Source organism: Streptomyces sp. NPDC006450, from assembly GCF_040612195.1.
Taxonomy (GTDB): domain Bacteria; phylum Actinomycetota; class Actinomycetes; order Streptomycetales; family Streptomycetaceae; genus Streptomyces.
On sequence record NZ_JBEXPT010000047.1, the window covers coordinates 21912 to 45850 of the forward strand.

The 23939-nt window shown below is 71.5% G+C and carries 20 protein-coding genes and 2 pseudogenes; 15 read left to right on the forward strand and 7 right to left on the reverse strand.

Annotation, left to right across the window (positions count from 1 at the left end):
* Positions 1–8: 8 nt before the first annotated feature.
* The 3 genes from ABZY57_RS16695 to ABZY57_RS16705 all read right to left on the reverse strand — a co-directional run bounded on the left by ABZY57_RS16695 (position 9) and on the right by ABZY57_RS16705 (position 1680).
* Positions 9–491 (reverse strand): succinate dehydrogenase hydrophobic membrane anchor subunit, encoded by a 483-nt coding sequence (locus tag ABZY57_RS16695; protein WP_250744034.1) that lies wholly within the window; start codon positions 489–491, stop codon positions 9–11.
* Positions 492–496: 5 nt separating this feature from the next.
* Positions 497–877: a succinate dehydrogenase, cytochrome b556 subunit gene (sdhC, locus tag ABZY57_RS16700; protein WP_266880720.1), complete on the reverse strand. Its 381-nt coding sequence runs from the start codon at positions 875–877 to the stop codon at positions 497–499.
* Positions 878–1029: 152 nt separating this feature from the next.
* Positions 1030–1680 (reverse strand): 2-oxo-4-hydroxy-4-carboxy-5-ureidoimidazoline decarboxylase, encoded by a 651-nt coding sequence (locus ABZY57_RS16705; RefSeq protein WP_356512481.1) that lies wholly within the window; start codon positions 1678–1680, stop codon positions 1030–1032.
* 385 nt (positions 1681–2065) lie between these two features.
* Here ABZY57_RS16705 and ABZY57_RS16710 point away from each other — a divergent pair, with 385 nt between their 5' ends.
* Positions 2066–2839, forward strand: coding sequence for an RNA polymerase sigma factor (locus ABZY57_RS16710; RefSeq protein WP_356512515.1), 774 nt, complete (start codon positions 2066–2068; stop codon positions 2837–2839).
* On the forward strand, positions 2839–3897 hold the full coding sequence (locus ABZY57_RS16715; RefSeq protein ID WP_356512483.1) for a hypothetical protein: 1059 nt from the start codon (positions 2839–2841) through the stop codon (positions 3895–3897). Before ABZY57_RS16710 ends, ABZY57_RS16715 begins: the two co-directional genes overlap by 1 nt.
* Before the next feature lie 255 nt (positions 3898–4152).
* Here ABZY57_RS16715 and ABZY57_RS16720 read toward each other — a convergent pair whose 3' ends face one another.
* Positions 4153–5037 carry a L,D-transpeptidase family protein gene (locus ABZY57_RS16720; protein WP_356512485.1) on the reverse strand — a complete coding sequence of 295 codons (885 nt, stop codon included), beginning with the start codon at positions 5035–5037 and terminating at the stop codon, positions 4153–4155.
* Between the two features lie 167 nt (positions 5038–5204).
* Between ABZY57_RS16720 and ABZY57_RS16725 the strand changes: the two genes are divergently transcribed.
* Both ABZY57_RS16725 and leuE read left to right on the forward strand, forming a co-directional pair.
* On the forward strand, positions 5205–6788 hold the full coding sequence (locus ABZY57_RS16725) for a methylmalonyl-CoA mutase family protein (protein WP_356512487.1): 1584 nt from the start codon (positions 5205–5207) through the stop codon (positions 6786–6788).
* 79 nt (positions 6789–6867) lie between these two features.
* Entirely contained in the window at positions 6868–7542 is a 675-nt protein-coding gene (leuE, locus tag ABZY57_RS16730; RefSeq protein WP_356512489.1) for a leucine efflux protein LeuE, read from the forward strand.
* Positions 7543–7590: 48 nt separating this feature from the next.
* On the opposite strand, the gene ABZY57_RS16735 is transcribed toward leuE, so the two are convergent.
* Both ABZY57_RS16735 and ABZY57_RS16740 read right to left on the reverse strand, forming a co-directional pair.
* A complete protein-coding gene (locus tag ABZY57_RS16735; RefSeq protein WP_356512491.1) occupies positions 7591–8952 on the reverse strand; it encodes a polysialyltransferase family glycosyltransferase in 1362 nt (453 codons plus the stop codon).
* A complete protein-coding gene (locus ABZY57_RS16740) occupies positions 8949–9947 on the reverse strand; it encodes a glycosyltransferase family 2 protein (RefSeq protein WP_356512493.1) in 999 nt (332 codons plus the stop codon). Before ABZY57_RS16740 ends, ABZY57_RS16735 begins: the two co-directional genes overlap by 4 nt.
* Positions 9948–10123: 176 nt before the next feature.
* Between ABZY57_RS16740 and ABZY57_RS16745 the strand changes: the two genes are divergently transcribed.
* The 3 genes and pseudogenes from ABZY57_RS16745 to ABZY57_RS16755 all read left to right on the forward strand — a co-directional run bounded on the left by ABZY57_RS16745 (position 10124) and on the right by ABZY57_RS16755 (position 13467).
* Positions 10124–11500: a DUF6716 putative glycosyltransferase gene (locus tag ABZY57_RS16745; protein WP_356512495.1), complete on the forward strand. Its 1377-nt coding sequence runs from the start codon at positions 10124–10126 to the stop codon at positions 11498–11500.
* Positions 11501–11766: 266 nt separating this feature from the next.
* Positions 11767–12120: pseudogene (locus ABZY57_RS16750) on the forward strand (transferase); the annotation flags it as partial.
* A 438-nt stretch (positions 12121–12558) separates the two neighbouring features.
* A complete protein-coding gene (locus tag ABZY57_RS16755; protein ID WP_356512517.1) occupies positions 12559–13467 on the forward strand; it encodes an N-acetylneuraminate synthase family protein in 909 nt (302 codons plus the stop codon).
* 46 nt (positions 13468–13513) lie between these two features.
* Here the strand turns inward: ABZY57_RS16755 and ABZY57_RS16760 are convergent.
* Positions 13514–13648, reverse strand: a pseudogene (locus tag ABZY57_RS16760) (RNA-guided endonuclease TnpB family protein); the annotation flags it as partial.
* A gap of 332 nt (positions 13649–13980) precedes the next feature.
* Between ABZY57_RS16760 and ABZY57_RS16765 the strand changes: the two are divergent.
* From ABZY57_RS16765 to ABZY57_RS16800, 8 genes are all read left to right on the forward strand, one after another.
* Entirely contained in the window at positions 13981–15147 is a 1167-nt protein-coding gene (locus ABZY57_RS16765; RefSeq protein WP_356512497.1) for a hypothetical protein, read from the forward strand.
* A 149-nt stretch (positions 15148–15296) separates the two neighbouring features.
* The gene (locus ABZY57_RS16770; protein ID WP_356512519.1) at positions 15297–16574 is read left to right on the forward strand and encodes an amidohydrolase; all 1278 of its coding nucleotides are present in this window, start codon (positions 15297–15299) and stop codon (positions 16572–16574) included.
* 218 nt (positions 16575–16792) lie between these two features.
* On the forward strand, positions 16793–17851 hold the full coding sequence (locus ABZY57_RS16775; protein WP_356512499.1) for a BMP family ABC transporter substrate-binding protein: 1059 nt from the start codon (positions 16793–16795) through the stop codon (positions 17849–17851).
* A 231-nt stretch (positions 17852–18082) separates the two neighbouring features.
* Complete coding sequence (locus ABZY57_RS16780) at positions 18083–19762, forward strand: ABC transporter ATP-binding protein (protein WP_356512521.1); 1680 nt, start codon at positions 18083–18085, stop codon at positions 19760–19762.
* A complete protein-coding gene (locus ABZY57_RS16785) occupies positions 19759–20874 on the forward strand; it encodes an ABC transporter permease (RefSeq protein WP_356512501.1) in 1116 nt (371 codons plus the stop codon). Before ABZY57_RS16780 ends, ABZY57_RS16785 begins: the two co-directional genes overlap by 4 nt.
* A complete protein-coding gene (locus tag ABZY57_RS16790; RefSeq protein WP_356512503.1) occupies positions 20871–22136 on the forward strand; it encodes an ABC transporter permease in 1266 nt (421 codons plus the stop codon). The genes ABZY57_RS16785 and ABZY57_RS16790 overlap by 4 nt, the downstream gene beginning before the upstream one ends.
* On the forward strand, positions 22133–22525 hold the full coding sequence (locus ABZY57_RS16795) for a cytidine deaminase (protein WP_356512505.1): 393 nt from the start codon (positions 22133–22135) through the stop codon (positions 22523–22525). The genes ABZY57_RS16790 and ABZY57_RS16795 overlap by 4 nt, the downstream gene beginning before the upstream one ends.
* A 100-nt stretch (positions 22526–22625) precedes the next feature.
* Entirely contained in the window at positions 22626–23852 is a 1227-nt protein-coding gene (locus ABZY57_RS16800; RefSeq protein ID WP_356512507.1) for a thymidine phosphorylase, read from the forward strand.
* Positions 23853–23939: the final 87 nt, after the last annotated feature.

The window sequence follows — 23939 nt, forward strand, 5'->3', positions numbered from 1 at the left end:
CCCGTTGCCTAGCGGATGTTCGGGTCGAAGGTGAAGATCACCAGCGTGCCCAGAAGAATGGTGAACACCGTGGCGGTGTAGAGCAGGCCCTTGAGCCACAGACGCGTGTTGGCGCGCTCCGCGTAGTCGTTGATGACGGTACGCAGACCGTTCGCGCCGTGCAGCATCGCGAGCCACAGCATCAGCAGGTCCCAGCCCTGCCAGAACGGGGAGGCCCAGCGGCCCGCCACGAAGGCGAAGCCGATCTTGGAGACCCCGCCGTCCAGCACGAGCTGGATCAGCAGGTGGCCGAGGACCAGGACGACGAGCACGATGCCCGAGAGGCGCATGAAGAGCCACGCGACCATCTCGAAGTTGCCGCGGGTCGAGCGCGGGGTCTTGCTGGTGCGCTTGCGCGGCGCCTCGATGTACGGCGCCGGGTTGTCGACGTCGTAGAGGGACACGCCCTCCACGTCACCGATGCCCTTTTCGAAAGAAGTGTCAGAAGACATGCGTGTCACTTCCCGAAGAGTTCGAGGTAAGCGTGTCCGAGGACGGGGTAAAGGGCCCCGACCATCAGCACGACCCAGATGCCCACCACGGTCCAGAGCATCTGCTTCTGGTAGCGGGGGCCCTTGGACCAGAAGTCCACGGCGATGACACGGAGACCGTTGAGCGCGTGGAACAGGATTGCGGCGACGAGGCCGTACTCCAGCAGCGCGACGATCGGAGTCTTGTAGGTAGCCACGACATCGTCGTACGCCTCGGGGGAGACGCGGACGAGAGCGGTGTCGAGGACGTGTACGAACAGGAAGAAGAAAATGAGGACGCCGGTGACTCGATGAGCCACCCAGGACCACATTCCTTCCCGGCCGCGGTACAACGTTCCAGCCGGCACGGAAAACCCTCCGGAAGCGGGGCGGGGGCCAGCCGGCTTCTTTGTCGGTCGGGCCCGGCCGGGTACGGTCCTCCGGCCCCGGACATCGTAGCGACGCTTTGTCGGTTCCCTCGCGCGGGGGCCATCGGTGTGATCAAACAGGCACGGACGGACTATCCCACAGGGGCGAATAGACCGAATTCGGCAGCAGATACCCCATCCGCCGAGGTCAGCCAGTCTGTCAGGTCGGCGAGCCGGACCTGCGCGACGCGACGGAGCTCGTCCGCGCAGATCGCGCGCTCCTCGTCCACGTCCAGCTCCATCCGCCGCCGGATCGCGGCCAGCAGCTGGTCCGCCTGCTCCTCCGGGGTGGTCCCGTCGAGGCAGATCACGAAGGCGTGGCGGTACGTCCGCTCGTACTCCGCGTGCGCCGCGTCGAGCGCGAGGAGCGCGGCGTAGGAGGCCCCGTGCTCCAGCTCCGGCGGGAACTCGCAGGCCAGTGCCTCGGAGAGGTCCGCTTGGGAAAGGTCGTACGAAGCTTCGTCCGCTGCGGCGAGTAGCGCGCCGAAGTCGGGGTATGGGCGGTGGGCGGCGACCCGGTGTGCCCAGCGCCGGCTGCCGCAGCAGTGCAGCAGGGCGGAGTGGGCGACTTCGGGGGGCAGGGCGTTGAACCGTTCGAGCCCGGCGTCGGCGGCGTCGCGGAAGGGATCGGCGCCGTGGAGGAGGTGGGAGCCGTGGGAAGGGTCGCAGCCTCCGCGGGCCTGTGCCGGAAGGTGGCTGGACAGCGAGGGGCTCCTGGTGGCGTGGCGCGGGTGTCCCGCCACGCTATCGACGCGGAGCCGGGTGTGTCGTACCCATTCTTGATTTTCACTCGGAAGTGAGCCGAAAGGATGACGAGAGCGCATGTCGGACGGGGTGCCGGGCCGCTCGGGGCGCCCACAGGAAGCCGGGGCATGATGGCCGCGAGGGCGAAGGAAAAGGGGAGGGCGACCGAGGCCGCCACCCCCCACAGGAGAGGCCCCGGCCGCCATCCGTCGCGGGCTCGTGCGACAAGCCCGCACCCCTGTCAGCGTCTTCGGTGCGTTTTGTGTCACACCTCGCTCCGCGCAGGGATGGTTGCGCGTTGTACAACTCGTGGACGAAGGTGCTTGAAAGCCGTAACGTGCTGATTTGCGCCACACAAACGGGACTGTGAACGGGTTGGGGATTTTGCTGGGGGACGACGCGGAGCTGACCACCGCGGTGCTCGCGGCACAAGACGGCGACGAGCTCGCGTTCCGTTCTGTGTACCGCTCCGTGCACCCGCGCCTGCTCGGATACGTCCGCACGCTCGTCGGAGACGGCGACGCGGAGGACGTCACCTCCGAAGCCTGGCTGCAGATCGCCCGCGACCTCGACTCCTTCACCGGCGACGCCGACCGCTTCCGCGGCTGGGCGGCCCGCATCGCCCGCAACCGCGCCCTCGACCACATACGGATGCGCGGGCGCCGGCCCGCCGTCGGCGGCGACGAGACCGAGCTGACGGGCCACGCCGCCGAGTCCGACACCGCAGGCGAGGCCATGGAGTCCCTCTCCACCTGCCGCACCATGGAACTCATAGCCCAGCTCCCGCAGGACCAGGCCGAGGCCGTCGTCCTGCGGGTGGTCGTCGGCCTGGACGCCAAGAGCGCCGCCGAGACCCTGGGCAAGCGCCCCGGCGCGGTACGCACGGCCGCGCACCGGGGCTTGAAGAAGCTCGCCGAGCTGCTCGGAGCGGACGAGGACTTCGACCCGGATTCCGACCCCGAGGCCGGCATCGGCTCCGCCGTGGGCGCCGGCTCCGGACGCCGGCGCGGCCTCGGCGATAATGACGGGAGTCGCGCACGGGGCGCCGGGGGCGGGCGGGACCTCGAGGCGGTACCGGCGCAGCGGGCCCGCGCCGCGGGCCTCGTAGAACAAACCGGTGTGACGCATTCACGTTGGCGGACGCAGAAGGACATGTGATGGCCGACGAGCGCGACAGGTGGCTGGACAGAGCCGCGGCGGACAGACTGCTGCGCGGAGAACCGGCCGCACCTGGCGCCGACCCCCGGGCCCGGGCCCGGGCCGAGCGGCTGCGCGCCGCCCTGGAGGCACTGGCCGAGCCGCCGCCCGCGGCCGCCGGAGGGCAGCCCGGGGAACTGCGCGGAGAGGCCGACGCCGTGGCCGCGTTCCGCGCGCGCGGCTCCGTACTCCAGGCGGACCTCCAGACGCGGGCTCCCGACACCGCGCTGTTCGGCTCCGCGGACACGGTGGTCGAGCTCGGCCCGCCGGCCGGCCCGGCCGGACACCGGTCCCGGCGCGGCCGGCCCGTCCGCTTCACTCTCGCGGCCGCGGTGGCGAGCGTCGCCGTGGGCGGCCTTGCGGCCGCCGCGGGCACCGGACTGCTGGACCGGGACACCCGGGACACCGCCGGCCGGGTGCCGGCCGTCTCGGTGTCGGCCGGCACCTCCTCCGGGAGCTCGGCGGCCGACGGGCACGCGACACCCTTCGCGCCCTTGCGCACCATCGAGCCGGGCGACGGCGAGAGCCCGAGCGGCAGCCCGAGCCCGGGCGGCACCCCGGGCACGGACGGACGTACGACGACGGGACCCGACGGCGTCACCGGGGCCGTCGGCGGCACCGGCGGTGAACCGTCCGCGAGCGGCTCGACCGGCGGCAGGGACGGCCGAGACCGGTCCCTCCAGGGCGGCACGGACGGAGCGACGACCGGCACCGGCGAGGGTTCGGACCGGGACCGGGGAAGCCGCACCGGAGCCGAGGAGCTGTGCCGGGACTACCGGTCGGGGAAGATCGACGAGGCCGGCCGCGAGCGGCTCGTACGGCTGGCCAAGGGGCTGTTGCGGGTTCCGCGCTACTGCCAGATGGTGCTCGACGTGGCCACCGGCGGAGGATCGGGCGCAGACCTGCCGGACTCCCCGCCGGACCGGGGCTCCGATTCGGACTCCCCGTCGCGCTCGCTGGAGCTGACCCCGGCCGGGACGGCCTCGCCGAAGCCTCCGGACACGGGCCCCCAGCGCTGAGGAGCGGGTACCGGACACTGGCCTGAAACGGTTCGGACCCCCGCTGTAACACTTTTCGAACCGGTGACGCAGTACATAACGAGCCGACTGGTCATCGGCCGCGCATGAGCCGGGGTTCCCCCCGTACCCCTGGGCTCTGCGCAACCGGCGCGGGCGGGATTCGTTCCCCCGATCCCGCCCGCGCCCTCAACTTCCGACCGTGGACGCCCGGACCGGGCCCCCTGCGCCGGGCCCCTCTGCCAGGCCTCCGGCGGATCACCAGTAGACGACGACCTTGTCGCCGACCTTCACCGCGTCGAACAGCGTCGCCAGCTTGGCCTTGTCCCGGACGTTCACGCAGCCGTGCGAGGCGCCGGCGTATCCGCGGGCGGCGAAGTCCGCCGAGTAGTGCACGGCCTGGCCCCGGCTGAAGAACATCGAGTACGGCATCGGCGTGTGGTAGATCGTCGAAGTCCAGTCCTTGGCCTTCCACTCCACCTTGAACTCGCCCTCGCGGGTCGGGGTGTTCTCCGAGCCGAAGCGCACGTCCAGCGTGGAGACGACCTTCCCGTCGATCATCCAGGCGAGGGTGCGGCTCTCCTTGCTGATGCACATCACCCGGCCCGTCATGCAGCGCGCGTCGGGCGCGTCCGGCTCGTTGACGGTCGGCGGGCGCAGCTCGGCGGGGGTCGGCTTCTTCGTGGCCTTCTGGATCTTCTTCCAGGTGGGCTCGTCCACACCGCCGGTGGCGGACAGGCCGTTCTTCGACTGGAAGGACTTGACCGCCGCGGTCGTCTTCGAACCGTAGAAGCCGGTCGGAGCGACCGTCATCAGCTTGAGCTGACGCAGCCGGGCCTGCAGTTCGCGGACCAGCTCGCTGTCGTCGCCGTTCGCCATGACCTGCTTCACGGTCGGCGAGGGCGAGGCGGAGGCGGAGGCCGAGGGCGACGGCGACGCGGACGCGGAAGCCGACGGCGAGGCGTCGCCCGGCTTTGCGTCCGTGGACGGCGAGGCGTCGGGAGAGGCGACCGCCGTGGGCGATGCGGGCGCGGAAGAACCGGAGCCCGTGGACTCCGTCTTCTGCGGCCCGCAGGCGGTCGCGGCAAGCGCGACGGCGGTGGCCAGGCCCAGTGCGCGGACTATTACTCTCTGGCGGTGCATAGCGGTCCCCCGATTTCTACGTGTGTATCTAGGTGATGCGACGCGGGCGTGGTCAGTTGCAGGGACTGCCGCGATGTTGCGCCATTGTGACCAGCGGCTGCCGCACGGTAGCCGCGGGGACGTTTTATCAGCCCCGGGCCCCTCGGATCCACGAAGGAGCGCGTCACATGGAGCGGCACACCGAGAGCGGGATCCCGATCGCGCCCGTCTACCGTCCGGGCGACCTCGCCGGCTGGGACCCCGGGACCGCGCTGGGGGAGCCGGGTGAGTACCCGTACACCCGGGGCGTCTACCCGAGCATGTACACCGGACGGCCCTGGACCATGCGCCAGTACGCCGGTTTCGGTACGGCCACCGAGTCCAACGCCCGCTACCGCCAACTCATCGCGGGTGGCGCGGCCGGGCTGTCCGTGGCCTTCGACCTGCCCACCCAGATGGGTCACGACTCCGACGCCCCGCTCGCGCACGGCGAGGTCGGGAAGGTGGGCGTCGCGATCGACTCGGTCGAGGACATGCGGGTGCTGTTCGACGGGATCCCGCTCGACCGGGTGTCCACGTCGATGACGATCAACGCGCCGGCCGCGCTGCTGCTCCTGCTCTACCAGCTGGTCGCCGAGGAACAGGGCATCGAGCCCGCCCTGCTGACCGGCACGGTCCAGAACGACGTGCTGAAGGAGTACATCGCACGGGGGACCTACATCTTCCCGCCCGGCCCTTCCCTGAGGTTGACGTCCGACGTCTTCCGCTACTGCCGGGCCGAGCTCCCCAGGTGGAACACCATCTCCATCTCCGGCTACCACATGGCCGAGGCGGGGGCCTCGCCCGCGCAGGAGATCGCCTTCACGCTGGCCGACGCGATCGCGTACGTCCGGACCGCGCTGGCCGCCGGGATGGAGGTCGACGCGTTCGCACCCCGGCTGTCGTTCTTCTTCGTCGCCCGCACCACGCTCCTGGAGGAGGTCGCGAAGTTCCGCGCGGCCCGCCGGATCTGGGCCCGCGTCATGCGCGAGGAGTTCGGGGCCCGGGACCCGAAGTCGCTGATGCTGCGCTTCCACACCCAGACCGCCGGGGTGCAGCTGACGGCGCAGCAGCCGGAGCTGAACCTGGTCCGCGTCGCCGTGCAGGGGCTGGCCGCCGTGCTCGGCGGCACCCAGTCGCTGCACACCAACTCCTTCGACGAGGCGATCGCGCTGCCCACCGAGAAGTCGGCCCGCCTCGCGCTGCGGACCCAGCAGGTGCTGGCGTACGAGACGGACGTGCCGCACACCGTGGACCCCTTCGCCGGGTCCTACGCGGTGGAGCGGATGACGGACGAGCTGGAGGCGGCGGCCCTCGACCTGATGGCGCGGGTCGAGGCGATGGGCGGGGCGGTGGCCGCGATCGAGGCGGGCTTCCAGAAGGAGGAGATCGAGCGGAACGCGTACCGGATCGCCCGGGAGACCGAGAGCGGCGAGCGGGTGGTGGTCGGGGTCAACCGCTTCGCGCTGGACGAGGAGGAGCCGTACGAACCGCTATGGGTGGACCCGGCGATCGAGGACCGGCAGCGGGCGGCGCTGGCCGCGCTGCGGGCGGGGCGCGACGGGGCGGCCGTGGACGAGGCGCTGGCGGCGCTGCGGGAGGCGGCGGCGGGCACGGAGAACGTGCTCTATCCGATGCGGGAGGCGCTGCGCGCCAGGGCCACGGTGGGGGAGGTGTGCGGGGCGCTGCGGGAGGTGTGGGGGACGTACGTGCCAGCTGATTCCGGCTGGTGACCAGGGTTGATTCCGATTCCGTCCCGGTCCGTGAAATCGACTGGCGCGACAGGTGTGTCCTCATGGGACACTCCTGCACATGCTGGGTGTCACAGATCTTCCGACGTATCTCGCCGGCCTGGTGCTGATCATTTTGCTGCCGGGTCCGAACTCGCTCTACGTGCTCTCCGTCGCCGCGCGCGGCGGGGTCCGCCAGGGGTACCGGGCCGCCGCCGGCGTGTTCACCGGAGACGCCCTGCTCATGACCCTGGCCGCGGTCGGCGCCGGGGCGCTGCTGCAGACCAGCCCGATGCTGTTCGGCATCGTCAAACTGCTCGGCGCCGGGTACCTGACCTGGCTCGCCATCGGCATGCTGCGGGGCGCGTGGACCATGTGGCGCGCCCGCCGCGAGCGCGCGGGGGCCGGCGGGGGCGGCCCTCAGGCGCCCGTGGCCGCCGCCGAGGTGAAGGCCGGTGAGACGGAGCGGCCCTACCGGCGGGCGCTGCTGATCAGCGTGTTCAACCCGAAGGCCATCCTCTTCCTGATGTCCTTCTTCGTGCAGTTCGTGGACTCCGCATACGCCTACCCGGCACTGTCCTTCCTGCTGCTGGGCGGCCTGATGCAGATCGCCAGCTTCCTCTACCTGACCACGCTCATCTTCGGCGGGAACCGCCTGGCGGCCACGTTCCGGCGCCGCAAGCGGCTCGCGGCCGGGGCCAGCTCGGCGGCGGGCGTGCTGTTCCTGGGCTTCGCGGCGAAGCTCGCCGTGAGCTGATCCGGCCGGGCGCCCGGCGCGGGCCGGGCAGGATCGGAAGGAGACGGCCTAGCCGACCGCCCTGCGCAGCAGCCGGGCCACCCGGCGGGCCGCGCGGCTGCGGGGCAGGAAGGACAGTTGCGCCGGGAGGCCGCCGGGCAGGCCCAGGGTGGTCAGCCGGCCGCGGGTGAAGTAGCGCCAGGTGTCCGGGGTCAGGTGCGCGCCCAGCCAGCGCTCGGCCGCCGTGCGGTGCTCCGCCAGGATCTTGGGCTGCATGGTGAAGCCGACCGCCGTGACCAGGCCCGCCAGCTCGGCCGCGACCCGTTCGGGTCCCGGCGGGGTCCAGGAGCGTACGGCCGCGGGGTCCGCGAGGTCGGGCAGCAGGGCGTCGGCCAGCACGAGCGGGATCCGGTTGCTGTTCGGGTACGGGGACAGGCGCGCCAGCACGGCTCCCGTGCCGGTCCGGGCCACCGGGATCCCGTACAGGGTGGCGGCGGTCAGCAGTCCCGTGGAGAAGCAGCCGACGACCAGCGCCGGGCGCAGGCCCTCGTAGAGGGTCTCGGCGAGCACCGGGGTGTTCAGCACGGTGAGCCGCACGCCGAGCCGTTCGGCCTCCTCCTCCGCCCGGCGGGAGTAGCCGGCGGGCGCGCTGGGGTGCGGTTTGAAGACCATCTCGCGGTGGCCCAGCGCGTGTGCGCCGCGGACCATCTCCCCGTGCAGTTCCTCCTCCTCGTCGGCCGGCACCAGGTCGAGGGCGGAGAGGTACTGGCCCAGCAGGAGCGCGGGGGCCTCGGCGCCCGTGCCGTCCGGCGCCGGCGGCAGCCGCAACGGGGGCGGGGCCGCCGCTTCGAGCTCGCCGATGACCTTGAGGAAGGCGGCGGCCGGGATCGCCTCGGCCCGTACTGCGAACTCGGTCAGCAGCAGCGGCTCCAGGCCCGGTACGAGGTCCAGGTGCAGCACCCGCCGTACGCGCATCCCGAGCGCGGGGTCGAGGCGCAAGCGGGTGGGACCGTAGCTCATCAGCCCGTCGGCGTAGACCTCCATGGCCGCCCCGGGGAAGAGCCGGCACAGGCTCTGGGCGGGCGGCACCTGGAGCGATTCCACGATCAGCTCGACGCGGTCGGTGCCCAGCCCCCAGGAGGAGCGCAACTGGCGTTCCCACAGCGGGACGTCGTCGGGGCGCGGGCTCCAGGTGCTGGGGTGCTGCGGTGCGATGACGGCGTTCCAGTCGAGGACCTCGTCGAAGCGGGTGCTCAGGGCGGCGAAGCCGGGCGCGGCGGTCAGACCGGGGGTGATCTCGGCGGTGACGGCGTGGTTGCTCGTCAGCAGGATCCGGCGGCCGGCGGGCGGGAAGAGGCCCGCGTCGAGGGCGGCGGCGAGGGTGGCCGTGCCGTAGAGGGTGGAGGCCAGGAAGATCTGGGTGACGTTCACGCCGTCACCCCGGCGGGCGCCGCGGGGGCGGATGCGGCCGTGGCGCGCCGGCGCAGCCGGCGGAGCAGGGCCGCGCGATCGGCGTCCATCGTGTCCAGGGTCCGGTCCAGGACCTGCTGGGGCATTCTGCCGAGTGCGGCCGTGCTCATCGAGCGGAGTTTTCTGGCCACGGCTGGTTCGAACCTTTCGATGGACCCGACATGGTGCGCGATAATTGCACAATATGTTCGGACGGCCTTCGGGAGGAGGAGATCGGATTCCCGGTCGGCGGCAGTTTCGATAAGGACCTGATCGAATGCCCGAATGAAATCGAGCTGCCGCTCGTCGCCGATTTGTGTCAGCGAGGTGGAAACCCCTCGACGGTAGAAGGTTCCGGGCAGACCGACCGGGGCGAAGGAATCCGCCTCGCGGTGCAGCCGCCAGATCCACGGCCGGTCCTCGGCCGTCCGCAGGCCGTCCGTGAAGTGCAGCAGCCCGCGGTCCAGCAGCCGCCGGTGGTACATCCCCGCCCAGGCGTACGGATAGTCCACCGAGGTCGCGCGGGTGACGGGCAGGATCGCGCCGCGCGGATCGGCCACCACCGACTCGGGCCCGTAGGGGACGCGCTGCACGGTGCGCGTCCTGCCCGTGCACTGGACGTGGTCGGTACGGACGAAATCGCATTTCAGGGCCTCGATGGCGGCCAGCGTGCGGGCCAGATGGCCCGGTGCCAGCCAGTCGTCGCCGTCCAGGAAGGCGATGTACTCGCCGCGGGCCGCGTCCAGACCGGTGTTCCGCGCCGTCGCCAGGCCGCCGTTGCGCTCGTGTCTGAGGTGCACGGCGCCGGGCAGCTCGCGGGCCGCCCGCTCCAGGAGGGCGGGCGTCCCGTCCGTGGAGCGGTCGTCGACGAGCAGGAACTCGAAATCGTCGCGAGCATTGAGTTCGAGGCTTTTCAGGGCATCCGGCGCATACGTCTGCACGTTGAAGAACGGCACGACAACAGAGAGCTTGAGCACTCGCGAGACATTAGGGCGCCGCTCGTCATCGACTGTGGCCCGGACGCGGATTCCACGTGAACGACGCACGGCGGGAGTGTTAACCCGCACGCTGTCGCGTCGAGTCGACGGGTTGTTAACCCGCTGTTGTGCGGTCGTTGGGCCGATCACCGAAAAGCCGGAATAACTTCTGCCGGGTGCCAGCAAGCAACCGCGCCCTCCGTGTGGCCGTACTCGCCGATTCCGACACCCGCTGGAAATGGGGAGCGCTCACCGCGCGCCGTCTCGCCCCGGAGCCGGACGCCGTCCACCTGACCGGCTACCTGCTCCGCGGCCGGGCCACGCCCACCGCGCGCCAGCTCGGCGAGGTCGGCGTGACGGCGGACCGGCTCACCGAGGTCACCTGCGCGCAGTTCCTCGCCGAACTCCGCGCGCCGGAGCGGGAGTCCCGCGACCCCTACGACGTCGTCGTCCTCGCCCTGGTCGGCGGCGCCGTCCAGGCCGTCCTGCACGGGGCCCGGGCCCTGTGGCCGGAGCCGGCCGCGCGGCCGGTGTTCGTCACCGGGTACGTCGGAGTCGTCTACGAGAAGCTCGCAGACGGCCTGCTGCTGCGCCACGGGGCCGACCTGGTCCTCGCCAACTCCCGCCACGACGCAGGGCGGTTCCGCGCGGTCTACGAGGGAGTCGGCGCCGAAGCCGGGGCCGTCGTGGAGAGCGCCCTGCCCTTCCTCGCGCCGGCCGACGGGCAGTCCTACGAGGTCGTGGGTGACACCGCCCACCGGGTGGTCTTCGCGGTCCAGCCGTCCGTGCCGGACACCCGGGCGGACCGCGCGTACCTGCTGCGCCGCGCCGCGGAACACGCCCGGCGGCACCCCGGGCGCGAGGTACTGATCAAACTGCGCAGCCGGCCCGGGGAGCACACCACGCACCTGGAGGAACTCCCGTACCAGCGCCTCGCGGAGCAGCTCCCGGGCGGACTCCCCTCCAACTGCCGTCTGGTGTACGGGAACATGGGCGAGGTCCTGGACACCACGGACCTGCTGGTCACCGTCTCCTCCACGGCGGCCCTGGAATCCCTCCACCGGGGCATCCCGACGGCCGTCCTGACCGACCTCGGCGTCCGCGAGACCCTCGGCAACCACCACTTCCTGGGCTCCGGCTGCATGGCCTCCTGGACCCAGCTCGACGCGGGCCTGCTCCCGAAGGCCGATCCGGACTGGCTGGCGGCCCAGGGCGTGGGCAGCCCGTCCGGGGCCCTGCCCGGACCGGCCGGCGCGCACGACCCCTACGCCGCCGCACGGGCACGCCTCACGGAGCTGCTGGGCGGGGGCCCGCTCCCGCCCGTGGCGCCCTACTACACGCAGGACTCCGCGCCGGGATACCTGCCCGGGATCCTGGCCAGGCACCATCTCGGCCCCGACGGGCACCCGTTGCCCGGTGCGGCCCGGACCGCCGCCGGGGGGTCCCGGCTGCGCCGCCGGCTCCGCGCCCACCTGCGCGAAGCGGCCCGCGGGGCCTACCGCCACGGCGTCCAGCGCGTCGCGCCGGTGATCCGCCGCCTGGGGGAGCTGTGAGCCCCCGCGCGGCCGGAGCCGCTACGCGCGCCGCCGGTACACGCGCCGCCCGAGCGCGCGCCGCCCGTAAGCCGGCAGGCGGGACGGCCGCCGCGCTCGACACCGCTGCTGCTGCCGCCGCCGACACGGCTGCCGCCGTGACCGCCGCCGTCCTCGCTGCCGCCGTGACCGCCGCCGTCCCCGCTGCCGCCGTGACCGCCGCCGTCCCCGCCGCGGCCACCGCGGGATCCCTCCGCGAGGCCCGCGCCGTGCCCAGGGTGCTCGCCGTGATCCCCGCACGCGGGGGGTCCAAGGGAGTGCCCGGGAAGAACCTGGCCGACGTCGGCGGGATGCCGCTCGTGGTCCGGGCCGTCCGGGCCTGCCTGGGGGCCGCGACCGTCACCGACGTCCTCGTGTCCACCGACTCCGAGGCCATCGGCGACGCCGCCCGCGGGGCCGGGGCCGTGGTGCTGCGGCGGCCCGCCGGGATCTCCGGGGACACCGCCACCAGCGAGGCCGCCCTGCTGCACGCGCTCGACTCCTTCGAGGAGCTGCACTCCGTCACCGTCGACGTCGTCCTCCTCGTGCAGTGCACCAGCCCCTTCGTCACCGCCTGCGACGTGGAGTCCGTCGCCGCCGCCGTCGCGTCCGGCGCCGCCGACTCCGCGCTCACCGCGGCCCCCTTCCACGGCTTCCTCTGGCGGGCGTCCCCCGACGGCTCCGGCACCGGGGTCAACCACGACACCTCGTACCGCCCCCGCCGTCAGGACCGCCCCCAGGACCTCCTGGAGACCGGCGCCGCCTACGCCATGGACGCCGCCGGCTTCCGGACCGCCCGCCACCGCTTCTTCGGGCGGACCGTCCCGGTCGCCACCGACCCGGCCCGGGTGCTGGAGATCGACGATCCCCACGACCTGGCCCGCGCCCGCGCCCTCGTACCCGTACTCACTCCCGCCGCCGCACCGGCCCCCGCGCCCGTCTCCTCCTCGGTCCGCCCCTCACTCCACACCCCGTTCCCCACCCCAGTGCCCGCACCCGTACCTCCTCGTACACCCCACGCTCCGAAGGACAGCCCTGCCATGACGGTCACCCCCGCCCCCCGCCTCCGGACCTTCGGCTCCCGCATCGCCGGCCCCGGCCATCCCGTCTACGTCGTCGGCGAGATCGGCATCAACCACAACGGCGACCTCGGCAACGCCCTCGCCCTCATCGACGCCGCCGCCGAAGCCGGCTGCGACGCCGTGAAGTTCCAGAAGCGCACTCCCGAGATCTGCACCCCCCGCGACCAGTGGGACATCGAGCGCGACACCCCCTGGGGCCGCATGACCTACATCGACTACCGCCACCGCGTGGAGTTCGGCGAGAGCGAGTACCGCGCCATCGACGAGCACTGCGCCAAGCGCGGCATCGACTGGTTCGCCTCCCCGTGGGACACCGAGGCCGTCGCCTTCCTGGAGAAGTTCGACGTCCCCGCCCACAAGGTCGCCTCCGCCTCGCTGACCGACGACGAACTGCTGCGCGCCCTGCGCTCCACCGGCCGCACGGTCGTCCTCTCCACCGGCATGTCCACGCCGAAGCAGATCCGGCACGCGGTGGAGGTGCTCGGCAGCGACACCATCCTGCTCTGCCACGCCACCTCGACGTACCCGGCCAAGGCCGAGGAGCTCAACCTGCGGGTGATCAACACCCTCCAGGAGGAGTACCCGAACGTCCCCATCGGCTACTCCGGCCACGAGACGGGCCTGCAGACCACCCTGGCCGCCGTCGCCCTCGGCGCCACCTTCGTCGAGCGCCACATCACCCTCGACCGCGCGATGTGGGGCTCCGACCAGGCCGCCTCCGTGGAACCGGGCGGCCTGACCCGCCTGGTCCGCGACATCCGCACCATCGAGACCGCGCTGGGCGACGGCATCAAGCGGGTCTACGCGTCCGAGCTCGGCCCCATGAAGAAGCTGCGCCGCGTCCAGGGGGAGCTCGCGGCCGTCTGACGTCACCGGACCGGGGCCCCCGCGCCGCGCACGGTTTCCCTTCGCTGGTCGCTCCGATCGCCGCGTCAGCGGCCTTGCGGGCCGTGGTCGACGTGGCGAGGAAGCGCGGGGGGAAGTCCTCCACCGCGAGGGCGTCGTGGTCGCGGACCACGGTCGCGGCCCACGTGCGGCCGGTGTCTCGGGACCAGACCACGGTCGGGCCGATGCCGCCCGCAAGGTGCACACGGCCGTCCCTGATCAGCTGCTGCTGCGGAACGCTGCTGCCCTCACCCCACCAGGTATGGCGACTACGTGCCGCGGTCGACGACGCACGAAGCCGGTAGGTGAACCGGGCATGCCCGGTCCCTTCCGCCTCCTGAGATGCCGTCATGCGGTCAACCTGGACCGGCCCACTGACAACGCCAGAAGGCGCAGGTCGCGAGAGATGCGAAGAGAACTCCGACGCTCCGCGCGCCCGCTGGCGGGACCCATTCCTCTCCGGGCTGAAGCCCGGTCCATCCTGGGAGAGATCCGGTGACCCCCTCAGCCCCCGCCCCGACCCTGGCCTTCGTCGAAAGCCCGGTCCAGCTCCTCAACGTCCTGGAGTGGGCGCACGCCCACGGCGGCGGGCGGCTCCTCGGAGTCGTCCCGCGCCAGCCGGCCCGCGGCGGCGGTACCGGTCCCGGGGCGGACGACAGGGAGGCCGGGCCGGCTGCCGTCCCGGGTCTGCGGATCGTGGTGCTCCCGCCCACCGACCCCATGTCCCGGGGGCAGCTGCGCCGGATGGCGGGGCTGGCCCGGGACGAGGGGCACGAGGTGTGGTGGCAGGAGGCCCGTGGCGGCCGGTTCGCGCCGCTCAAGGCCTTCGCCGCGCTCGCGCGGGACCTGCGGACGGCCCAGCGGGTGGTCATAGGGGACCCGTTCTCCCGCTACGTACAGCTCCTGCTCACCCTCGTCCGCGCCGAGGAACTCGTCGTGGTCGACGACGGCACCGCGACCATGGAGTTCGTCGCCCAGACGGCCCGCGGCGAGCGCCTCGTGCGCTGGCACCGGGTCGGCGGCGGAGGCCTCCCGGGCCGGCTGCGCGAGCTGGCGTACGCGCCGGTCTCGGCCACGGCCCGGCGGCGGTTCACCCCGGGCCCGGACGGCCGCCGTCGCGTCGAGGTGTTCAGCTCGATGCCCGTCACCGCGCACGGAGGGATGACCGTACGGCTCAACGACTTCGCGTGGACCCGGGCCCGCTTCGGCCCGCCCCGCCTGACCAAGGGCACCGACCTGGTCGGGACCTCGCTGGTGGAGACCGGCGTGGTCGACCCGGACCGCTACCTGGACGCGGTGCGCGCCCTGACCCTGGAGCACGGGGCCACCCGCTACTTCGCCCACCGCCGGGAGTCCCCGGAGAAGCTGCGCACCCTGAGCGAGGCCACGGGGCTGGAGATCGTACGCCCGGACCTGCCGCTGGAGCTGGTCGCGCGGCGGGGACCGGTCGGCCGAACCATCGTCAGTTTTCCTTCCACGGTGGTCCACACCCTGCCCTACGCCCTGATCGGCACCGGCGTGACCGTGGCGGTATGCGATGTCGATCCGAGCTGGCTCACCGCGTCGGCCTCGGAGCGGGCCCGCGGTTTCCTCGCCGGAGTCACCGAAACCGCCCGTGATGTGCACAGACTTCCTGCTCAGACGGCTCCGGCGGCCGGATGAGGGCCTGAGTGAGCGCGCGAGTTTACCCGCGCCTTCATCCGGTCATGCGTCCAGAGGCCGGGTTTCTTTCCCCTAACGGCATGAACTTTTTGTGATCTCCGGCCAGTTGACCCATGGGTGGGCCTACCCTTCAACGGGTGAACCAGTTGATGTCCCGCGAGTCCCAGACCGCCCTGCCCGGCACGCCCGACCGGCCCGAGCTGCCCGGCAAGCTTCCGGACCACCTGCGTGCCGAACTGATCGCCTTCCGCCGGGACTTGCACATGCATCCCGAGCTAGGACACCAGGAGTTCCGCACCACGGCGGCGATCAAGGCCCGGCTGGAGAAAGCGGGCCTGCGCCCGCGGGTGCTCAAGTCGGGCACCGGGCTCATCTGTGACGTGGGCACCTGGGACGGGGTGCGCCCCATGCTGGCCCTGCGCGCGGACATCGACGCCCTGCCCATCCCGGACGCCAAGACGCACGTCTCGTACCGCTCGACCGTCCCGGACCGCGCCCACGCCTGCGGCCACGACGTGCACACCGCCGTGGTGCTCGGCGCCGGCCTCGTCCTCGCCGAGCTCGACCGCCGCGGCGAGCTGCCCCGGCCGGTGCGGCTGCTCTTCCAGCCCGCCGAGGAGGTGCTGCCCGGCGGTGCCACCGAGGCCATCGACTCCGGGGTGCTGGACGGCGTGGGCAAGATCATCGCCCTGCACTGCGACCCCCGGGTCGACGCCGGCCGGATCGGCCTGCGCGCCGGGCCCATCACCTCGGCCTGCGACCGGCTGGAGGTCACCCTGGAGGGTCCCGGCGGGCACACCGCCCGTCCCCACCTGACCACCGACCTGGTGACGGCGGCCGCCCGGCTCGCCCTCGACCTGCCCGCCCTGCTGACCAAGCGGATGGACGCCCGCTCGGGGATGTCGATCACCTGGGGCCGGATCGAGGCCGGGCACGCGTGCAACGTCATCCCGATGCACGCGGAACTGTCCGGAACCGTTCGCTGCCTGGACCTGGCCTCCTGGCACGAGGCCCCCGACCAGATCCACGCGGTCATCGACGAGATCGCCTCGATGCACCGGGCCAAGTCGGAGATCACCTACGTGCGCGGGGTGCCCCCGGTCGTCAACGACCCGGTGGTCACCGAACTGCTGCGCGAGGCGATGAGCGCCCGGTGCGGGTCCGCCTCGGTCGAGGACACCGAGCAGAGCCTGGGCGGCGAGGACTTCTCCTGGTACCTGGAGCACGTCCCCGGAGCCATGGCGCGCCTGGGTGTCCGTGCGCCCGGGGAGACGGCGAAGCGGGATCTGCACCGGGGCGACTTCGACGTGGACGAGGCCGCGATCGGGGTCGGGGTGGAGTTCTTCACGGCCGCGGCGCTGCTCGACGGCCGTCCCCGCGAAGCGCGACGCGCCAGGCTCGCGGGGGCCGTGGAGCCGGTGGGCTAGGAATCCTTACAACATCGGTGGATGATCCGGCGGGAGCGTCCAGCCCTTGGTACGCAAGGGCTGGGCGTGTCGCGCGTTACCGATCGGTCACTGTCTGGTTCACGACGATCCGATAACGACTCATGAACGGGCCTTTAACTGACATCTACGCGCGTTACGATCGCGGCGAAACCAGCGCCGGTCGTGGCGCTTCGGTCAGGTTTTGAAGGAGCCTCCCCTTGCGCCGGATCACCAGGATCGCCACCGTGGGCATCGCGTCCGCGGCGCTGGCCCTCTCGGCCACCGCCTGTGGCGGTAAGAAGTCCTCGGACTCGTCTTCGTCCGCCTCCTCCTCCTCGGAGGGGTCCGCCGCCATCGCGTACGACATCGGTGGCCGCGGCGACCAGTCGTTCAACGACGCCGCCTACGCGGGCCTCTCGAAGGCCGAGACGGACCTCAAGGTCAAGGGCGCCGAGGCGGAGCCCACCGATGGCGAGGGCGAGGCCGACAAGGTCCAGCGCCTCACCGAGCTTGCCCGCAAGGGCAACAACCCGGTCATCGGCGTCGGCTTCGCCTACGCGCCGGCCATCAAGAAGGTCGCCGAGAAGTTCCCGAACACCACGTTCGGCATCATCGACGACACCTCGGTGACCGGCAAGAACATCGCCAACCTCGTCTTCAACGAGGAGCAGGGCTCCTACCTGGCCGGCGTCGCCGCCGCCAAGGCGTCCAAGACCGGCACGGTCGGCTTCATCGGCGGTGTCGAGGTTCCGCTGATCAAGAAGTTCGAGGCGGGCTTCACCCAGGGCGTCAAGGACACCAACCCCAACGCCAAGGTGCTCACCCAGTACCTGACGCAGCCGCCGAACTTCGACGGCTTCGCCAAGCCCGACCTGGGCAAGGCCGCGGCCGAGGGCCAGCTCGACAAGGGCGCCGACGTGATCTACTCGGCCGCCGGTCTGGCCGGTTCCGGTGCCATCGAGGCTGCCTCCGCCAAGGGCAAGTGGTCCATCGGCGTCGACTCGGACCAGTACAACCAGGCCGGTCTGGCGAAGTACAAGGACTTCATCCTGACCTCGGTCACCAAGGATGTCGCCGACTCCGTCTACAACCTGATCAAGTCGGTCAAGGACGGCAAGCCCGAGTCCGGCGAGGTCCGCTACGGCCTGGACAAGGACGGCGTCGGCCTGGCCGACTCCAACCCGAAGTACAAGGAGATGACTGACGTCGTCGCCGCGGTCGAGAAGGCCAAGGCCGACATCATCGCCAAGAAGATCGAGGTCAAGACCGCGCCGTAAGGCGCCGTCCGACTCGCTGCACACGTGATACCCGGGGTCCGGGAAGCGGTCTCATCGCTCCCGGGCCCCGGCCCGTGTCACGTGGTTTCATGTGATCTTGTGGCCGGTTGGCCGCAAGTTTTCACTTTCGACAGTGCTACGCGCGTAGAAGCATCGTGGACGCGATACTTTCTCCCCCCGCCCTGTCCCCCGCCCTGCCTTCAGCTCCTTCCGCGCCAAGGAGAGTGCGTCATCAACGCGTCCAGCCCGCCCCCCGCCGTAGAACTGCACGGCATCACCAAGCGCTTCCCTGGCGTCGTCGCCAACAAGGACATCGCGATCACCGTCCGCAAGGGCACGGTCCACGCCCTCGTCGGCGAGAACGGCGCCGGCAAGTCGACGCTGATGAAGATCCTCTACGGCATGCAGAAGCCGGACGAGGGCACGATCGCCATCGACGGGGAGCAGGTCTCCTTCAGCAGCCCCGGCGATGCCATCGCCCGCGGCATCGGCATGGTGCACCAGCACTTCATGCTCGCCGACAACCTCACCGTCCTGGAGAACGTTGTCCTCGGCGGCGAGAAGCTCTACGGCATCGGCGCGAAGGCCCGTAAGAAGATCAGGGAGATCTCCGACGCGTACGGCCTCGGCGTACGTCCCGACGCCCTGGTCGAGGACCTCGGGGTCGCCGACCGCCAGCGCGTGGAGATCCTCAAGGTCCTCTACCGCGGCGCGAAGATCCTCATCCTCGACGAGCCGACGGCCGTTCTCGTGCCGCAGGAGGTCGACGCGCTCTTCGACAACCTGCGCGAGCTCAAGTCCGAGGGCCTGACCGTCATCTTCATCTCGCACAAGCTGGGCGAGGTCCTGAAGGTCGCCGACGACATCACCGTCATCCGGCGCGGCACCACGGTCGGCACCGCCGACCCGCGCACCACCACGACCAAGCAGCTCGCCGAGCTGATGGTCGGCTCCGAGCTGCCGTCCCCGGAGACCCGCGAGTCCACGGTGACCACCACCCCGATGCTCCAGGTCCAGGACCTGACCGTCGCCGAGGGCGGAGTCCCCGTCCTCATGGAGGACACCGCGCGCACGCCGGGCCTGTCGGACGCCAACCTGCGCGAGCACCCGGTCGCCGGACGCCTGCTGCTCGACGGGATCAGCTTCACGATCCACAAGGGCGAGATCCTCGGCATCGCGGGCGTCGAGGGCAACGGCCAGACCGAGCTGATCGAGGCCCTCATGGGCATGATGACCCCCGACGCGGGCGTCATCACCCTCGACGGCAGGGACATCACCAAGTCCCCGGTCCGCAAGCGCCGCGAGGGCGGCATCGGCTACATCCCCGAGGACCGCCACCGGCACGGTCTGCTGCTCGAGTCCTCCCTCTGGGAGAACCGCATCCTCGGCCACGTCACCGAAGCCCCCAACTCCAAGCGCGGCATCCTCGACCCGAAGGCCGCCCGCAAGGACACCGAGCGGATCGTGCGCGAGTACGACGTCCGCACGCCCGGCATCGAGGTCACCGCGGCCTCGCTCTCCGGCGGCAACCAGCAGAAGCTGATCGTCGGCCGCGAGATGAGCCACAACCCGAAGTTCCTCATCGCCGCCCACCCCACCCGCGGTGTGGACGTCGGCGCGCAGGCGCAGATCTGGGACGCGATCCGCGAGGCCCGCCGCGAAGGCCTGGCGGTCCTGCTGATCTCGGCCGACCTGGACGAGCTCATCGGCCTGTCCGACACCCTGCGCGTCATCTACCGCGGCCGCCTGGTCGCCGACGCCGACCCCGCGACCGTGACCCCCGAGGAACTCGGCACCGCCATGACGGGCGCCGCGACCGGGCACATCGAAGTGCCCACCGAAGCCACCGACAACCGCTCCGACGCCGGTACGGATGCCCGTACCGACTCCCCGGAGGACGAGGCCCGATGAAGAAACTCGACAAGGACCGGCTGCTCCTCGGCTTCGCCGGGCCCGCGCTCGCGCTGGTCACCGCCTTCCTGCTGACCATGGTCGTCCTGGCGGCGACGGGTGTGGACCCGATCGAACCGCTGCGGCTCATGGTGGAGAACGCGGGCTACGAGGACGTCCAGGTCCTCATCGTCAACCAGGCCGGTACGTACTACCTGGCGGCCCTGGCCGTGGCCATCGGCTTCCGGATGAACCTCTTCAACATCGGCGTCGACGGCCAGTACCGCCTCGCGGCGATGGTGTCGGCGGTCGTCGGCGCGGCGATCTCGCTGCCCGGACCGCTGCACATCCTGCTGATCGTGATCGTCGCCATGCTGGTCGGCGCCTTCTGGGCCGGTATCGCGGGCGTCCTGAAGGCCAAGCGCGGAGTCAGCGAGGTCGTCTCCACGATCATGCTGAACGCGATCGCCACCAGCCTGATCGCCTGGCTGATCCTGCCGAAGAACCTCGGCGTCCAGCCGCAGGGCTCCAACGACCTGACCACCGGCGAGATCGCGAATTCGGGCTGGTTCCCGGCGATCTCCCTCGGTGACGGCCTGGAGATCTACGGCTTCACCTTCCTCGCCTTCGCGCTGGGCATCGTCTACTGGTTCGTGCTGGGCCGCACCCGCTTCGGCTTCGACCTGCGCGCCACCGGCGCCAGCGAGTCCGCCGCGCAGGCCTCCGGTGTGGACGCCAAGAAGATGATCATCACCTCGATGCTCATCTCCGGGGCCGTCGCCGGTCTCGCCGGCATGCCGGTGCTGCTGGGCGAGAGCCACACGTACAGCCTGTCCTTCCCGGTCGGTATCGGCTTCACCGGCATCACCATCGCGCTGCTGGGCCGCAACCACCCGGTCGGCATCTTCTTCGCCGCGTTCCTGATGGCCTTCATCGACAAGGCCTCGGCCTCGCTCGACACGGCCGGGTACGCGAAGGAGATCGGCACGATCATGAAGGGCCTGATCGTGATCGCGGTCGTCGTCTCCTACGAGCTCGTCCGCCGTTACGGGATCCGACGCCAGCAGCAGAAGGTCGGCGAGGAGCTGGCCGCAGGCCACGCCATCACGACCGAGAAGGAGGTCTCGGCGTGAGCACCAGCACCGTTTCCGCGCCCAGCGCCGCGCCCAAGAAGCAGGGCGGCCGCACCAAGCTCACCCTCCCGTGGATCATGCTGATCATCGCGGGCGGCCTCGCGCTCGTCTCGCTGGTCCGCGTGATCAGCGGCGCGGACGACCTGACCTCCATCGGCCAGGTCTCCGGAGCGCTCTCCCTCGCCGTGCCGATCGGCCTCGCCGGACTCGGCGGCCTGTGGGCCGAGCGCGCGGGCGTCGTCAACATCGGCCTCGAAGGCATGATGATCCTCGGCACCTGGTTCGGTGCCTGGGCCGGCTACCAGTGGGGCCCCTGGACCGGCGTCGTCGCCGGCCTGATCGGCGGCGCCATCGGCGGCCTCCTGCACGCGATCATCACGGTCACCTTCAACGTGAACCACATCGTCTCCGGTGTGGCCGTCAACATCCTGGCGCTGGGCTTCACCCAGTACCTGTCGAACTTCACGTTCGCCGAGGCGCCCGGCGGCTCCTCCAAGCAGTCCCCGCGCGTCGAGCCGATCTACGAGATCACCGTGCCGGGGTTGTCGGACTGGATGGCCACCCTCCAGGGCAAGCACTGGTTCTTCGTCTCCGACGTCGCGGGCGTCATCGGCGGCCTGGTCACCGGCCTGTCGCTGCTGACCGTCGTCGCCCTGCTGCTGATCCCCGGCACCTGGTGGGTGCTGTGGCGCACCACCTTCGGCCTGCGACTGCGCTCCTGCGGCGAGAACCCCATCGCCGCCGAATCGCTCGGCGTCAACGTCTACAAGTACAAGTACATCGCCGTGATCGTCTCGGGCGCCCTCGCGGGCCTGGGCGGCGCGTTCCTGTCGATCGTGGCCAGCCCGATCTACCAGGAGGGCCAGACCGGCGGCCGCGGCTACATCGGCCTCGCCGCGATGATCTTCGGCAACTGGATGCCGGGCGGCATGGCGCTGGGCGCCGGCCTGTTCGGCTTCACCGACAGCCTCAAGCTGCGTGGCGGCGCCGAGAACGTCCACGCCATGCTGCTGCTCATCGCGATCCTGCTCGTCCTGGTCGTGGCCTGGCAGCTCTACAAGAAGCGCTACGTCCCGGCCGGCATCTCGGCGGTCTTCGCCGTGCTGCTGTTCCTCTGGTACGCGCTGACGGACCAGGTGCCCAGCCAGTTCGTGGACGCCGCCCCGTACCTGACCACGCTGCTGGTGCTCGCGCTGTCCGCGCAACGCCTGCGGATGCCCAAGGCGGACGGCATGCCGTACCGCAAGGGCCAGGGCAAGTGACGGCCGCTCCCGACTGGGAGGCCCTGCGCGAGGCCGCCCGGAAGGCCATGTCCCGGGCGTACGCCCCGTACTCGGGCTTTCCGGTCGGCGTCGCGGCGCTGGTCGACGACGGCCGCACCGTCGTCGGCTGCAACGTCGAGAACGCCAGCTACGGGCTCGGCCTGTGCGCCGAATGCGGGCTGGTCTCCTCCCTCCAGGCCACGGGCGGCGGCCGCCTGACGCACTTCACGTGCGTCGACGGCAAGGGCGAGATCCTCGTCCCCTGCGGCCGCTGCCGCCAGCTCCTCTTCGAGTTCGGCGGCGCGGAGCTCCAGGTCGAGACGCCGGAAGGCGTCCTGCCGCTCTCCGCGATGCTGCCGCAGGCCTTCGGGCCGGACCATCTGAGATAGCCGAGGCGACGGCCCTCCGCCCCTGCCGGGCGGGGGGCCGCCGTCCTTCCCCGCCGCTCACCCCTCTCCTCTCTCTATGCGCGTAGAAGGAAGCACTTCCATGGACGTCATCTCCGTCATCCGCACCAAGCGCGACCGCGGTGAACTGAGCCCCGAGCAGATCGACTGGGTCATCGACGCGTACACGCGCGGCGTGGTCGCCGACGAGCAGATGTCGGCGCTGGCGATGGCCATCCTGCTCAACGGCATGAACCGCACCGAGATCGCCCGCTGGACCGCCGCGATGATCGCCAGCGGCGAGCGGATGAACTTCGACTCCCTCTCCCGCCCGACCGCGGACAAGCACTCCACGGGCGGCGTCGGCGACAAGATCACCCTGCCGCTGGCCCCGCTCGTCGCCGCCTGCGGCGCCGCGGTACCGCAGCTCTCGGGCCGCGGCCTCGGCCACACCGGCGGCACCCTGGACAAGCTGGAGTCCATCCCCGGCTGGCGCGCCCTGCTCTCCAACGAGGAGATGCTGCACGTCCTGGACACCACCGGCGCCGTCATCTGCGCGGCCGGCGACGGCCTGGCCCCGGCCGACAAGAAGCTCTACGCGCTGCGCGACGTGACGGGCACCGTCGAGGCGATCCCGCTGATCGCCTCCTCGATCATGTCCAAGAAGATCGCCGAGGGTACGGGCTCCCTCGTCCTGGACGTGAAGGTCGGCACCGGCGCCTTCATGAAGAACATCGAGGACGCGCGCGAGCTGGCGCGCACCATGGTGGGCCTGGGCACCGACTCGGGCGTCAAGACCGTCGCCCTGCTGACGGACATGTCCACTCCGCTCGGCCTCACCGCGGGCAACGCCCTGGAGATCCGCGAGTCGGTCGAGGTCCTGGCCGGCGGCGGCCCCTCGGACGTGGTCGAGCTGACCCTGGCCCTGGCCCGCGAGATGCTGGACGCCGCGGGCATCAAGGACGCCGACCCGGCGAAGGCACTGGCCGACGGCTCCGCGATGGACGTGTGGCGCCGGATGATCGCGGCCCAGGGCGGCGACCCGGACGCGGCGCTGCCCGTCGCGCGGGAACAGCACGTGGTCACGGCCCCGTCCTCGGGCGTGCTGACGCGGCTGGACGCGTACGGGGTGGGCGTGGGCGCCTGGCGCCTGGGCGCCGGCCGCGCGCGCAAGGAGGACCCGGTCCAGGCGGGCGCCGGCATCGAGCTGCACGCGAAGCCGGGCGACACGGTCACGGCGGGCCAGCCGCTGATGACCCTGCACACCGACACCCCGGAGAAGTTCGACTACGCCCTGGCGGCGCTGGACGGAACCTTCGACGCCTGGTGACGGGTGAGCACGCGGACGAGCTCCAGGCGCCCACGCAGGTCGAGGGCGTCTGAGCCGGAGGCCCACCGGGGGCCGGATCAACAACGA

What these genes read in the sequence shown, in the direction of transcription:
- ABZY57_RS16695 (WP_250744034.1), bottom strand. Translation starts at nt 491, where the DNA reads ATGTCTTCTGACACTTCTTTCGAAAAGGGCATCGGTGACGTGGAGGGC.
- ABZY57_RS16715 (WP_356512483.1), top strand. Translation starts at nt 2,839, where the DNA reads ATGGCCGACGAGCGCGACAGGTGGCTGGACAGAGCCGCGGCGGACAGA.
- ABZY57_RS16720 (WP_356512485.1), bottom strand. Translation starts at nt 5,037, where the DNA reads ATGCACCGCCAGAGAGTAATAGTCCGCGCACTGGGCCTGGCCACCGCC.
- ABZY57_RS16725 (WP_356512487.1), top strand. Translation starts at nt 5,205, where the DNA reads ATGGAGCGGCACACCGAGAGCGGGATCCCGATCGCGCCCGTCTACCGT.
- leuE (WP_356512489.1), top strand. Translation starts at nt 6,868, where the DNA reads ATGCTGGGTGTCACAGATCTTCCGACGTATCTCGCCGGCCTGGTGCTG.
- ABZY57_RS16755 (WP_356512517.1), top strand. Translation starts at nt 12,559, where the DNA reads ATGACGGTCACCCCCGCCCCCCGCCTCCGGACCTTCGGCTCCCGCATC.
- ABZY57_RS16770 (WP_356512519.1), top strand. Translation starts at nt 15,297, where the DNA reads ATGTCCCGCGAGTCCCAGACCGCCCTGCCCGGCACGCCCGACCGGCCC.
- ABZY57_RS16785 (WP_356512501.1), top strand. Translation starts at nt 19,759, where the DNA reads ATGAAGAAACTCGACAAGGACCGGCTGCTCCTCGGCTTCGCCGGGCCC.
- ABZY57_RS16800 (WP_356512507.1), top strand. Translation starts at nt 22,626, where the DNA reads ATGGACGTCATCTCCGTCATCCGCACCAAGCGCGACCGCGGTGAACTG.